This window comes from Catellatospora paridis (genome assembly GCF_009720365.1).
GTDB classification, from domain to species: domain Bacteria; phylum Actinomycetota; class Actinomycetes; order Mycobacteriales; family Micromonosporaceae; genus Catellatospora; species Catellatospora paridis.
The window spans coordinates 180,237-192,833 of sequence record NZ_WBZD01000017.1; the positions used below are offsets into that span (position 1 = coordinate 180,237).

General features: G+C 72.5%; 13 protein-coding genes. 7 read left to right on the forward strand and 6 right to left on the reverse strand.

Translation table 11 applies throughout. The annotated features are described in order from the left end of the window. Positions 1-35: 35 nt before the first annotated feature. Positions 36-1,685 carry an adenylate/guanylate cyclase domain-containing protein gene (locus tag F9C41_RS31810; RefSeq protein ID WP_155390675.1) on the reverse strand — a complete coding sequence of 550 codons (1,650 nt, stop codon included), beginning with the start codon at positions 1,683-1,685 and terminating at the stop codon, positions 36-38. 214 nt (positions 1,686-1,899) lie between these two features. Here F9C41_RS31810 and F9C41_RS31815 point away from each other — a divergent pair, with 214 nt between their 5' ends. From F9C41_RS31815 to F9C41_RS31830, 4 genes are all read left to right on the forward strand, one after another. Beyond that, the gene (locus F9C41_RS31815; RefSeq protein WP_155390508.1) at positions 1,900-2,586 is read left to right on the forward strand and encodes a hypothetical protein; all 687 of its coding nucleotides are present in this window, start codon (positions 1,900-1,902) and stop codon (positions 2,584-2,586) included. Positions 2,587-2,681: 95 nt separating this feature from the next. Beyond that, a complete protein-coding gene (locus F9C41_RS31820) occupies positions 2,682-3,236 on the forward strand; it encodes a DUF6529 family protein (protein ID WP_155390509.1) in 555 nt (184 codons plus the stop codon). After that, the gene (locus F9C41_RS31825; RefSeq protein WP_230690167.1) at positions 3,236-3,820 is read left to right on the forward strand and encodes a Rieske (2Fe-2S) protein; all 585 of its coding nucleotides are present in this window, start codon (positions 3,236-3,238) and stop codon (positions 3,818-3,820) included. Before F9C41_RS31820 ends, F9C41_RS31825 begins: the two co-directional genes overlap by 1 nt. An 80-nt stretch (positions 3,821-3,900) precedes the next feature. Further along, positions 3,901-4,401 carry a DUF1990 family protein gene (locus tag F9C41_RS31830; RefSeq protein ID WP_155390510.1) on the forward strand — a complete coding sequence of 167 codons (501 nt, stop codon included), beginning with the start codon at positions 3,901-3,903 and terminating at the stop codon, positions 4,399-4,401. A gap of 71 nt (positions 4,402-4,472) precedes the next feature. Here F9C41_RS31830 and F9C41_RS31835 read toward each other — a convergent pair whose 3' ends face one another. Further along, entirely contained in the window at positions 4,473-5,525 is a 1,053-nt protein-coding gene (locus F9C41_RS31835) for a hypothetical protein (RefSeq protein WP_155390511.1), read from the reverse strand. A gap of 121 nt (positions 5,526-5,646) precedes the next feature. After that, complete coding sequence (locus F9C41_RS31840; protein WP_155390512.1) at positions 5,647-6,570, reverse strand: GNAT family N-acetyltransferase; 924 nt, start codon at positions 6,568-6,570, stop codon at positions 5,647-5,649. Between the two features lie 148 nt (positions 6,571-6,718). Here F9C41_RS31840 and F9C41_RS31845 point away from each other — a divergent pair, with 148 nt between their 5' ends. Both F9C41_RS31845 and F9C41_RS31850 read left to right on the forward strand, forming a co-directional pair. Then, on the forward strand, positions 6,719-7,384 hold the full coding sequence (locus F9C41_RS31845; protein WP_155390513.1) for an NADPH-dependent F420 reductase: 666 nt from the start codon (positions 6,719-6,721) through the stop codon (positions 7,382-7,384). A 123-nt stretch (positions 7,385-7,507) separates the two neighbouring features. Beyond that, positions 7,508-7,732 (forward strand): hypothetical protein, encoded by a 225-nt coding sequence (locus F9C41_RS31850; RefSeq protein WP_144120668.1) that lies wholly within the window; start codon positions 7,508-7,510, stop codon positions 7,730-7,732. An 83-nt stretch (positions 7,733-7,815) separates the two neighbouring features. On the opposite strand, the gene F9C41_RS31855 is transcribed toward F9C41_RS31850, so the two are convergent. Continuing rightward, positions 7,816-9,489, reverse strand: a complete 1,674-nt coding sequence (locus F9C41_RS31855; RefSeq protein ID WP_196280046.1) for a DHA2 family efflux MFS transporter permease subunit — start codon at positions 9,487-9,489, stop codon at positions 7,816-7,818. A 327-nt stretch (positions 9,490-9,816) separates the two neighbouring features. On the opposite strand from F9C41_RS31855, the gene F9C41_RS31860 reads away from it, so the two are divergent. Further along, positions 9,817-10,953 carry a lytic polysaccharide monooxygenase auxiliary activity family 9 protein gene (locus F9C41_RS31860; RefSeq protein WP_155390515.1) on the forward strand — a complete coding sequence of 379 codons (1,137 nt, stop codon included), beginning with the start codon at positions 9,817-9,819 and terminating at the stop codon, positions 10,951-10,953. 161 nt (positions 10,954-11,114) lie between these two features. Here the strand turns inward: F9C41_RS31860 and F9C41_RS31865 are convergent, their stop codons facing one another. Together F9C41_RS31865 and F9C41_RS31870 are read right to left on the reverse strand one after the other, a co-directional pair. Further along, positions 11,115-12,221 carry a hypothetical protein gene (locus F9C41_RS31865; protein ID WP_155390516.1) on the reverse strand — a complete coding sequence of 369 codons (1,107 nt, stop codon included), beginning with the start codon at positions 12,219-12,221 and terminating at the stop codon, positions 11,115-11,117. Beyond that, complete coding sequence (locus tag F9C41_RS31870) at positions 12,218-12,565, reverse strand: PadR family transcriptional regulator (RefSeq protein WP_155390517.1); 348 nt, start codon at positions 12,563-12,565, stop codon at positions 12,218-12,220. Before F9C41_RS31870 ends, F9C41_RS31865 begins: the two co-directional genes overlap by 4 nt. Positions 12,566-12,597: the final 32 nt, after the last annotated feature.

The window sequence follows — 12,597 nt, forward strand, 5'->3', positions numbered from 1 at the left end:
AGTGCAGGCCGTCATGGTTCGCTCGCTGCGCTCGCTCACGCCTTCTCCTCGCTGCGCGCGTCGGCGGCATGGGCAGGGGCCCGCGCCACGGTGTGCATCCCCGTGACGGCGTACGCGCGTACCGTGGCGATCCGGCCCTTGACGGGCAGGTCGCCCAGCGGCTGGGCGATGATCGCGCGCCCGGCGGCCAGGCGGGTCGCCTCGCCGATGACGACCTGGCCGGGCTCGGCGAGGGTCTGCAGGCGGGCTGCGACGTTGACGGCGTCGCCCATCGCGTTGAAGCCGCGCAGCTGCTCGCTGCCGATGTTGCCGACCAGCGCCGGGCCGGTGTTCGCGCCGACCCGGAAGCGCGGCCAGTCGGGGTGCCCGGCGGCGATCGCGTCGACCCCGCGCTGCATGGCCAGTGCCGCGCGCACCGCCCGCAGCGCGTGGTCGGGCTGCCGGGCCGGGGCGTTGAACAGCGCCAGCAGGGCGTCGCCGACGAACTGCACCACGGTGCCGCCGTTGTCGAGGATCGCCGGCACCGCCACGCCGTGGTAGCGGTTGAGCATCCGCACGATCTCGGCCGGTTCGACGCCCTCGGAGAACGTGGTGAAGCCGCGCAGGTCGGCGAAGAGCGCGGTCACCTCGACCACCTCGCCGCCGAGCGCGGCCTGGTCGGGGTCGGCCAGCAGTGCGGCGGCCACGTCCGGTGACAGGTAGTGCCGGAACAGGGTGCCCAGCGTGCGCGACACCTCCCGCTCGGCCGACAGTGCCGCCGCGGCCCGGTCCAGCACCGCGGTCTGGCCTTCGGTGAGCCCGAAGCGTTCGGCCAGGCGGGCGGCGACCGGCCGGGTGGCCGCCCCGGTGCGCTCGCGCTCCTGCAGCGCGGTGACCAGCTCCTCCAGCGCCGCACCGTATTCGGCGCGGATCGCGCGGGCCGTCTGGTCCAGGGTGATCGCGTCGAACAGGCCGGCGCTGCCGCCCTCGCGGCCGTACTGCACGTACGCGCTGTAGGCGACGAAGCCGAACGCGAACGCCAGCAGCAGGTGCCACTCCCACCAGGACAGCTGCCACTTGTACGCCAGCAGCACCGCCACGCTCGACTCGGCCAGCAGCGTGAACGCGGTGACGATGCTGATCAGCATGGCGGCGGGCTTGCGCCGGTGCATGGCGAAGTAGCGCAGCGCGGCGACCAGGTAGAGCACGACGGTGGCCGCGGTGACCCAGGCCATCGCGCCCTGCACGTCGCGCGGGCCGGGCCGGGCACTGAGCGGCGGCAGGTCCAGCAGCTCGACGACGCCCCAGCCCAGGATCAGCAACCACAGCCCGCCTTGCAGGTATGGCCGCGCCCGCAGTACCGCCGCGCCCCGCGCCCCCTCCAAGGGCAGCGACGAGACCAGCGCGAACACCGACGCCACGGCCAGGCCCACCGGCTGCGACAGGTCAAAGCCGACGGAGGCGTGGTGCACCAGCACGCCCGGCGTGGCCAGCGCGTGCAGCAGCAGGAAACCGGCGCTGGCCAGGAACGCCAGCGACACCAGCAGCAGTCGCGCGTCGGCCCGCTTGCGCGCCACGGCGGAGATCCGGATGCCCAGCACCACGTTCACCGCGGCGACGACCAGCACCAGCCAGAAGTGGCTGTGCGAGTCGTGCCAGGAGATGTCCGCGCCCGGCACGGCCAGCAGCAGCCACAGCCCCGCCATCGGCAGCGCGAGGTGCAGCAGCCAGACCAGGGCGCGCACCGGCTGGACGGCGGGAGGGAGGAAGGGCCGCGACACGCCGACACCCTACGCCCCGCGACACCGCCGCAGAACTGTCGCGAATGCGCTGTGTGGACTAGTACGCAGACTCCCGCCCGCTCACGCGGTTGGCTGGACCCGTCGCCGGTGCTGTGTCCGGCGGCGTTAGGAGCTGACCATGAAGCGCAACGGACCTCTGCTCACGCTGCTGGCCGGCCTGGCCCTCGCGGCCGTGCTGATCACCGTGAACCTGACGGTCACCGCACGCGGCGGCGACGACCCGGACCCGGTCGGGTTCGGCGCCGCGCCGGCCACGAGCGCGCCCGCCGCGGCCGCGCCCTCGGCCTCACCTTCGGCGGAGGCGTCCCCCACCGCCGCGCCCGCGGCCAAGGTGAACGCCATCTGGGCGGGCACCGTGAACGGCGGCGGCGCGACCATCGCGATCTCGGTCACCGACGGCGTCGCGGTGGCGTACCTGTGTGACGGCAAGAAGGCCGAGGTGTGGCTGCAGGGCACCGCGGCGGACGGCAAGCTGTCGCTGACCGGCAAGAACGGCGCCACCCTCGTCGGCACCTTCGGCGGCGGCAAGGCCACCGGCACGGTCACCGCGAGCGGCCGCAAGTGGACCTTCACCGTCAAGGCCGTCGCCAAGCCGTCCGGCCTCTACCGCGCCACCGCGACCGTACGCAACGCCAAGGTCGTCGGCGGCTGGATCGTGCTGCCCGACGGCAGCCAGGTCGGTGTCGTCACCGTCGACGACGTGCCGCGGCCCGCACCCGCGATCGACCCGGCCACCGGCGCGGTCACCGTCGACGGTGCGGCGCTGACCGCCGAGCCCGTCACCGGCGCCCTGACCGCGAACTGACATGGACGAGCGCAGCGAGGAGAAGGCATGAGCGAGCAGTGCGAGCGAATCGGCAGGCTCGGTGATGCCGCCGACGAGCGCAGCGAGGAGAAGGCATGAGCGAGCAGACCAGGCGCACCAGGGTCTCGGCGGCAGGGCTGTACGTGCCGCTGCTGCTCGGCGCGGTGGTGACGGTGACCCTGGGTGTGTACGGCAGCGTGCACACGCCGACCGGGATCGCGGTGAACGTGGCCGGCTTCTCCGGCCCGCAGACGGTGAAGGTCTGGCTGGCCACCGGCGCGGCGCTGCTCGCACTGGTGCAGCTGGTCAGCGCGTTCGCGATGTGGGGCAAGTTCGGATCGCGGGTGCCGTCCTGGATCGGGCCCCTGCACCGCTGGTCGGGCCGGTTCGCCTTCCTGCTGACCGTGCCGGTGGCCGTGCACTGCCTGTACGCGCTGGGTTTCGCCACCTACGACACCCGCACCCTGGCCCACTCCCTGCTGGGCTGCTTCTTCTTCGGCGCGTTCACGGTGAAGATGCTGAGCCTGCCCAAACGCGGGCTGCCCGGCTGGACCCTGCCGCTGCTGGGCGGCGCCGTGTTCACCGCCCTGATCGGACTGTGGCTGACCTCGTCGTTCTGGTACTTCACCACGATCGGGGTGCGTTTCTGATGAGCCGGGAGACCGCGATGCACGACGACACGACCACGGGCGGCTGCGCGGCCGGCTGCGCGTCCCGGCGGGCCGTGCTGGCCGGCGTGGCCGGGGCGGCCGCCCTGCTGGCAGGCTGCCAGACGTACGGGGAGAACACCGCCGCGGAGCCGCTGCCCGAGCCGGCCCCGGCCACGACCGGCCCCGGCAACCCCGCGCCGCGCACGACGGGTCCCGGTCCCGCACCAGGCACCACCGGTCCCGGTCCCGCACCGGGCACCACGGGTCCGGGCGCCACCGCCGCGGCCCCGCCGGCGGCCAAGCCGCTGGTCGAGGCGGGCAAGGTGCCGGTGGGCGGCGGCGTGGTGCTCGAGGCCGAGCGCCTGGTCGTCACCCAGCCGCAGGCGGGCGTGTTCAAGGCGTTCTCCGCCGTGTGCACCCACCAGGGCTGCATCGTCACCAGCGTCGCCGACGGCGTCATCGAGTGCGGCTGCCACGGCAGCCGCTTCCGCGCCGCCGACGGCACCGTGGCCGGCGGCCCCGCCAACCGCCCCCTCCGCGAAATCCGCGTCAGATCCGACGCCACCGGCATCTTCCGCGCCTGACCGCCACGAAGGAAGGGCACCTTCTTATCGTTATCGGTAGTGGAAGGTGCCTTCCAACCGGCGGCCGTGCGGGGGACGCGATGAGCTTCAGCTATGCCGAAGTCGGCGCCACCCGGGCCGGCGAGCTTCCGCGCGGCTACCACCACCTGCGCTACCGGACCCGCATCGGCGACGCCTCGGTGATGGCGGCCGCCGCGGACGCGGTGCTGACCTTCGCGCCGCAGCGCGCGGTCGGGGTGCGTATCACCGCGGCCGGGCCGCGCGCGGTCGAAGGGCTCGCGGTGACCTCGGGGCTCGGCGTCGGCTCGCTGCGCATCGCCGCCCCCTGCCTGGTGGTATGGGTCGAGGACGGGCCCCAGCGGGCCGGGTTCGGCTACGGCACGCTGGCCGGCCACCCCGAGAGCGGCGAGGAGGCGTTCCTCGTCGAGCTGGTCGACGGGGCGGTGTGGTACTCGGTGATCGCGTTCAGCCGCCCCGCCCGCTGGTACACCAGAGCGGCCGGACCGATCGTGGTCGGCTTCCAGCACACGTACGCCCGCCTGCTCGGTCGCGCCCTGCGCCGCCTCGCCGCCCGGGCGTGACATCCCGCCCGCGGTGGTCGGGCAACGGTGACGGCCACGCCCGGTAGGGAGCCGGGCGTGGCCGCGGGCCGTTAGATGCGCGAACTGGCGCTGACGGTGAAGCCGGTGTTCACGGCCGCGCCCGCGTTGGTGTAGCAGCTGACGTCACGCACGTACAGGTCGACGCCCGAGATCGTCCACGGGAAGTTCAGGCCGCAGAAGTTCGAGTTCGAGCCGGCCGCGGTGACCTGCACGGTCAGCGGCGCGAAGCCGATCTGCCGGAAGGTGACCAGGGACAGGCCGGGACCTGCCGAGATGAGGGTGTTCGCGCCGTAGCCGAGCACCGAGTTGAAGTTGGTGAGCGCGGGGCCCACCGGCGGCGCGTTCCAGAGGTAGCCGAAGTACTGCGGCGGGAATCCGGCGCCGTAGAGCGACGCCTTCTGCTGGTACGACACCGTGAAGCGGCTGTTGACCAGGGCGCCCGCCGAGTTGAAGCAGAGCACCGTGACCTCCTGCTGCGCCGGGATCGAGGTCCAGTTGCGGATCTTGCAACGGGTGCCCACGGTGCCGACGGCGGTCACCTGCGCGCTGCCGTCGATCGGGCCGCCGGAGCCGATGCTCGGGAACTTCACGCTCCACTGGCCCACGCCCAACGGCGTGACCAGGTTGCCCGCGCCCGCCGCGTTGTACTGGCTGATGATCACGCCGGTCGGCTGGGTGTCCACGTAACCGTAGGGCCCGGACGCGCCGGCACCCGAGCTGCTGGTGAAGATGGCGCTGAAGCCGCTGTTGTCGGGCACCCCGCCCACCCGGTAGCAGCGAATGATCGCGATCTCGTTGACGCCGGAGGGGAACCAGGTCTCGGCCTGGCACCAGCGTGGCCCGGTGGTGATCGCGGTGACGTGCACGACGCCGCCGCTGAATCCCTGGCCGGGGAACGTGACCTGGTAGCGGCCGACGGCCAGCGGCACGACCGTGGTGGCCGCCGGGGTGGTGCCCCCGGCCACCACCGCCGCGCCGTTCCACAGGACGAACCCGAACCGGTTCGGCACGGCAGCCTGCGAGGGCGTGCCGGCGACCAGCAGCGTGCCGAGCATGGCGGCGATCCCCACCAGGGTGGAGAGCACGCGAGTCGGTCTTAGCATGTCCGATACCTTTCCGTGACGGGACGGTAACTCGATACATGCAAACATGTGGATCTAACGATCTCAATGAATCTGTCGGAACCTGGCTGGAGAGTGAATCCGCCGGGCGCAACCGCCGCGGCTACAGGTCGTCGGCGCGGTACTGCTCGACGACCTGGTAGCCCATCGAGTCGTAGAGGCGCATGGCGATCGTGTTGTGGCCGAAGACGTTCAGCCCGAGCTGGGCGTCGCCGGCCGCCGCGGTCGCCTGCTCGCCGACGAGCATCGCCGCGCGCCCGTAGCCGCGGCCCCGGTGCTCCGGTTCCACGTCCACGCCGAACACGAAGCTCATCCCGGGCAGGAAGCCGTGCCGCAGCCACACCGTGCCGACGACCTCGTCTCCGGCGGTCACGCACCAGAGGGCGTGGCCGGCGGTGCGCAGACCCTCCGGGAGCAGTTCGTCGTGCTCGGCGACGGACGCGGCCAGCGCGTCGGCGGGGGAGCGGCTGCCGGAGGCGGCCATCTCCTCTGCGTACATCCGGATCGCCTGGTCCCGCCACAGCCCGAAATCGACCGGGGTCATCGGCCGGCCGGTGACCCCGGCGGGCAGGGACACCCCGGTGGGCACCGTCTTGACCATCTGCTGCGCCCGCAGGGGGTACGCGCCGAAGAGCGCGTCGGCGGCGGGGTTGCCGGGTGCCAGCACCACGGCCAACCGGCTGCCGCCGTCCGCGGCGGCGCGTTCGCGGGCCCACGCTACCGCCGCGCGGCCCAGACCCCGGCTGCGGTGCTCGGGTGCCAGCCACAGGTCGTGCAGGCTGCGCTGCTCGGGCCGGCGCGGCCGTGACCCGCCGAGGGCCAGGAAACCCGCCGCCGCGCCGCCGACCTCGATCGCGTACACCCGACCGCCCGCGTCGTCGCGCTGGTTGCCGAGGCTGCGCTCGACCTCCCTGGTGATCGTCGCCGGGTCGGTGTAGCACCGGACGTACCGCTCCCGCAGCCGCCGCGCCCACTCCGCCCGCCACTGCTCGATCTCCGGCCCCGTCGCCTCGCGCACGCTGATCATGCCGCGACCCTACGAGGCCGGTCCCCGCCCGGTCCATTCGTCACGCCGGGACGCGGCGCCGGCGGGGCCCGGAACCGTCGGCGCGGGTCGACCGTTGACCACCGTGGTGCCGGCGATCATGCCGGGCGACGGCGGAAGGCAGTGGGCGATGACGACCATCGGGATGATCGGCAGTGGGCACATCGGCGGCACCGTGGCCAGGCTGGCCGTGGCCGCCGGGTACGACGTGGTGCTGAGCAACTCACGCGGCCCGCAGACACTGGCCGACCTGGCCGCGGAACTGGGCCCGCGGGCCCGCGCGGGCACCGTCGCCGAGGCCGCCGCGGCGGGTGATCTGGTGCTGGTCAGCGTGCCGCTGCACGCCTACGACAGCGTCCCGCCGGAGCCGCTGTCCGGCAAGGTCGTGATGGACACCAACAACTACTACCCCGAGCGCGACGGGCAGATCGAGGTGCTCGACGACGGCAGTTCCACCAGCAGCGAGCTGCTGCAGCGCCACCTGGCCGGCGCGCAGGTGGTGAAGGTGTTCAACAACATCTACTTCATGCACCTGGGTTCGCTGGCACGCCCGGCCGGCGCGGCTGACCGCACCGCACTGCCCGTCGCCTCCGACGACCCCGCGGCCAAGGCGGCCGTGACGGCGTTCCTGGACGCGATCGGCTACGACGCGGTCGACGCCGGCCCCCTGGGCGCGGGCGGCCGCAAATACCAGCCGGACACCCCCGCCTACGGAACCCCCTACGGCCCGTTCAGCAACGAGCTGGGCACCCCCGCCCCCGCCGCCGCCGTCCGCGCCGCCGTCGAAGCCGCCTGAGGAAAGGAAGGGCACCTGCACATCGCCATGTGTTGGTAGAAGGTGCCCTTCCCAACGTGCTGGTGGGCGCCGCCTGCGGAAACCTCGGTGCGGTGGCGAGGTGCCCGTGGCAGGATCGACCGCGTGCCCGCCCCCCACGGATTCGACTTCGCCGTACGCGCCGACGGAACCGTCGCCGTGTCGCACCACCGTGCCGTCGTGACGCTGCTGCGCGGGGAGCGTGCCAAGCGCTTCCTGGACGAGGTGCGGGCCGGTGACCCGCAGGAGGTCATGGCCCGCTGGACCGGCAACTACCGGCACGGCAACGAGCGCACCGCGCGCAACCACCCGCGCAACGCGGGACGCTGAGCCGGTCTAACCGGACGCTCGGCGCGTCAGGCGTCCTGAGCACGCCGCAGCGGCCGACCCCCGCGTCGCCCGGTCCGGACGGCTCAGCCTTGCACGGTCACGTTCTGCTCGTCGCCGACCGCGGCGGCGTGCGCGTCGGCCGGTCGCGGCACGGCGGCCGACGACCTGCGCCGCCTGACCAGCAGCACGGACACGGTCGCGACACCCAGCACGATCAGGGGCAGGACCATGGTCGACTTCATCGCCGCGGTGAAGCCCTCGTGGAACGTGCGCAACGCGAGCTGCGCGATCTCCGGCGGGGCGCCCGCGGGCAGGTGCGCTCCGCTCTGACCCGCGCCGACCTCCATCCCGCGTGATCCGGCCTCGTCGAACGCGGCGACGAACCGGTCGCGGAACGGCTCGGGCAGGGCGGTGGCGTTGGTCCGGGCCTGCGCGGCCAGGTCGACGGCGAGCCGGGCCTGTAGCAGCGCGCCCACCGCGGCCGCGCCGACGACCGCGCCGAGCTGCCGGGTGGTGTTGAAGACGCCCGAGGCGGCGCCGGCGAAGCGCGGCTCGATGTCGCGCATGGCGATGGTCTGCAGTGGTGCGAAGACGCCGCCGAGGCCGAGCCCCGCGACGAGCAGGCCGGGCAGCAGGTCGCCGCGGTCCGAGCCGGCCTGCGCGGCCAGCACGACCCAGGTGAGGCCGGCAGTCCACAGGGTCATGCCGGCTAGCAGGACGTACTTGCCGTGGCGGTCGGCGGCGCGTCCCGCGACGGGCGCCACGAACATGGAGATCAGCGACATCGGCGCGGTGGTGAGCCCGGCCTGCAGCGCGGTCAGGTTGAGTACCGACTGCAGGTAGATGGTGAGTGGCAGGAACAGCCCGAGCATGCCGAACGAGACCGCGGCGACCACGCCGTTCATCACGGAGAAGTTGCGGTCGGCGAACAGCCGCAGCGGGATCAGCGGCTCGGCGTCGCTGCGCACGTGCGACAGCCAGACGAACAGGGCGAGGATCAGGACCCCGGCCGCGATGACCATCGGAATGGAGACCGGGCCCCAGACCAGTCCCCAGCCGTGCGACTCGCCCTCGATGAGGCCGTAGCAGATTCCGAACAGCCCTGCGGTGACCAGCGCGGTGCCGGGCAGGTCGAGCCGGTGGCGGCGGTTGAAGCGCAGGTCGGGCATGATGACCGCGGCCATCACGAGCGCGATCACACCGACCGGCACGTTGACGAAGAAGATCCAGCGCCAGCCCCACTCGGAGACGAGCCAGCCGCCCAGGGTCGGCCCGGCGACCGTGGCCAGGCCCGCCACGCCGCCCCAGACGCCGAACGCGGCGCCGCGCCGCTCGGCGGGGAAGATGGTGGTGATGACGGCCAACGTCTGCGGGGTCAGCAGCGCCCCGCCGAGGCCCTGCGCGATGCGGAACATAACGAGCTGGGCCGGGTCCTGGGCCAGCCCGCAGGCGATCGAGGCCACGGTGAACAGCGCGAGGCCGATCATGAACAGCCGCTTGGGGCCGTGGATGTCGCCGAGCCGGCCCGCGGTGATCAGCAGGACGGCGTACACCAGGATGTAGGCGTTGAGGATCCACAGGATCTGGTTCAGTGTCGCGCCGAGATCGTCGATGAGGTCCGGGATCGCGATGTTCACGATGGTCGTATCAAGAAGGATCATAAAAAAGCCCAGGCACAGCACCGACAGGATGAGCCACGGGCTGCGTTGCGGGGCGTCGGCCGCGGGCGCGGCCTCGGGCGTACGCTGAGTGATCATGGCGCGTCTCCTGTCTGGCGTCCGAGCGGGTGGAGCATAGTCCTCGAACGATGACTTCCGCCGTACCGTCCGCCTGTCGGGGTGGCGCTGCGGTCGGTCACCGCGCAGCACGACAGGGTGCACGCAGAGTGATAAATTGACATATTCAAGGTAATGCGTAAGGTCTGATTCGACCGCTACGGGAGCCACGTAGCAGCGCGGGAGTGGGGCAGCCTTCCGCGGCTGAAGTCGAATCCGACCATGCGTGCGTTCGCGTGCGGTGCGACGGCCCCGGGCTCCCTCGGCATCCGCCCACGCGTGCATGGCACTCCGTACGAAGGAGTTCCCATGTCCACCACACTCGCCGCTCGGCGGCGGGCCGCACTCTACGCGCTGATCGTGGCCGTCGCCTCGGTCCTGCTGCTCACCACGGCGCTGGCGAAGATCGCCGACGCGCACGGCAACATCGTCAGCCCGGCCTCGCGCAACTACGGGTGCTGGCAGCGCTGGGGCAGCGACTTCCAGAACCCGGCGATGGCCACCCAGGACCCCATGTGCTGGCAGGCCTGGCAGGCCAACCCGAACGCCATGTGGAACTGGAACGGCCTGTTCCGTGAGGGCGTGGCCGGCAACCACCAGGGCGCCATCCCGGACGGCCAGCTGTGCAGCGCCGGCCACACCGAGAGCGGTCGCTACAACGCGATGGACACGGTCGGCGACTGGAAGGCCCAGTCGATCGGCACCAACTTCAGCGTCAAGCTCTACGACCAGGCCAGCCACGGCGCGGACTACATCCGGGTGTACGTCACCAAGCAGGGGTTCAACCCGATCACACAACCGCTGGGCTGGGGCAACCTGGAACTGGTCGGCCAGATCGGCAACACCCCCGCCGCGCAGTGGACCCCGGAGAGCGCGGGCGGCGTGTCCATCCAGGTCGGCGGCACCGCCAGCGGGCGGACCGGCCGGCACATCGTGTACACCGTCTGGCAGGCCAGCCACCTGGACCAGTCGTACTACTTCTGCAGCGACGTGACCTTCGGCGGCGTCACGCCGAGCCAGTCGCCGTCGGCGTCCCCGTCGCCTAGCCGTCCGCCGTCGGCGTCTCCGTCGCCCAGCCGCCCGCCGTCGCCGAGCCCGTCGGTCTCGGCCTCGCCCAGTGCGCCGTCGTCCCCGCCGCCGCCCGGCGGCTGCTCAGCGTCGTACTCGCTGCTCGGCCAGTGGCCCGGCGGCTTCCAGGGTGAGGTGAAGGTGACCGCGGGCTCCTCCGCGATCACCAAGTGGACGGTGACGGTCACCTGGACCAACGGCCAGCAGATCACCAACTCCTGGAACGCGACAGTCACCACCAGCGGTTCCACGGCCACAGCCAAGAGCGTCGCCCACAACAGCGCCCTCGGCGCGGGAGCCAGCACCACCTTCGGCTTCCTCGGCAGCTATACCGGCAGCGCCAACGGCGCTCCCACCCTCACCTGCTCACCCACCTGACAGAAGGAAGGGCGCCTTCCACAACGCATGCGTTGTGGAAGGCGCCCGTCCGCACCGTCAGGACGGCGGGGCCGCCTGCCCCCCCCCCCCCCCCCCCCCCCCCCCCCCCCGCGGCCCCCCCCCCCCCCCCCGGGGGGGGCCCCCCCCCCCCTTCCGCACCGTCAGGACGGCGTGGCCGCCTGCTTGAGCCGTGCCTCGCGCTCGGCGGCCCGGCCCAGCTCGATCAGGTGTGCGTGCCGCTCGCCGCGCACCACCAGCAGCGCCCCGACGGCGAAGAGGACCAGCGGGAACACGATCAGGAACACCCACTGCCCGGGTACGAGCAGCACGGGTGGGTTGAACCGCTGCGTCGACACGAGGAACCCGTTGAACACGGGCGGCACGACGAGGTTCAGTGCGAGTGCGGGTGCGAACATCGCCACCAGCCGCCGCCGCACCGGCGCTTCGGCCCGCAGCAGGCAGTACAGGATCACCAGCGCGCAGATCAGGCCCGGCACGAGCGTGATGACGCCGCTGACGTGGTGGCCGCCGAGCCAGCCGGGCGCGTTGTAGCCGCCCAGCGCGCCGATCGAGAAGCCGCCGTCGCCATAGCGTGTCACCACCGCGAGCGACGCGTCGACCGCGGGCAGGACCGCCAGCACAGCGAAGGCCGACGACATGACGACGGTACGGCGAACGCCCAGCGCCCCCTGTGGGCGCGTGCGCCCCCGCACGGTCAGCGCAAACGCGGCGCCGACGCTCAGCACCAGCATCCACCAGACCTCCACGAGGTGGCTGGGCCAGCTCGGGTAGCCGATGATCTCCACCGCCACCTCGCTGAGCGCCGCGACCCAGGCGCCCGCAGCCGCGACGAGACGGAACCTGGTGAACGCGAAAGCGACGGCCACCGTCCAGCCGGCCATGGCCAACCACCACTGCCCGGGCACGATGAGCAGGCGTCCGTCGATGCGCCAGCCGCCGAGCACCTCCGCGCCCATGATGCCCAGCCGGTAGGTGAGCATCATGAGGCACACGACCAGCCCGAACACCGCGGCGGCCGAGGCCCAGTACCGGTCCGCGGAGCCTGCGCCGCGCCCGCCCACCCGCAGCCAGACCGCGCAGCGGATCAGGTTCGCCGTCTCGCCCAGCCCGGGGTAGCGCTGCTGCGGTGCTGCCCCGGCCAAGAGCACACCCATCATCTCGTCCTCGTACTCCCGCCGGTGCGCGGCCGGAAACAGGGCGAGCAGGCGCTCGTAGCGTCGTTCCAGCTGCTCGTGATGCTCGCTCACGCCGCACCCGTCCCGGGGCGCAGTGCGAAGCCGGACAACCGGGCGGCGGCCGCGTCGGCGTTGCGGCGCAGGCGCACCGTCTCGGCGGCCAGGCGTTCCTGCCCGACCCCGGTGAGCCGGTAGTAGCGGCGCAGCCGGGACGCGACGATCTCCTCGCGGTCCACTTCGATCAGACCGCCCTCGCGCAGCCGGTCCAGTACGGAGTAGAGGGTGCCGGTGTGCAGACGGACCTGCCCGCCGGAGATGTCGAGCACGTCCTCGATCACGGCATAGCCGTGTTTGGGCTCGCCGGCCAGCGCCGTGAGGATCAGGAAGGCGGGTTCCCCCATGGATATCTCAGCCATGCCGGGAGCATATACGTCCAACAAACATATGC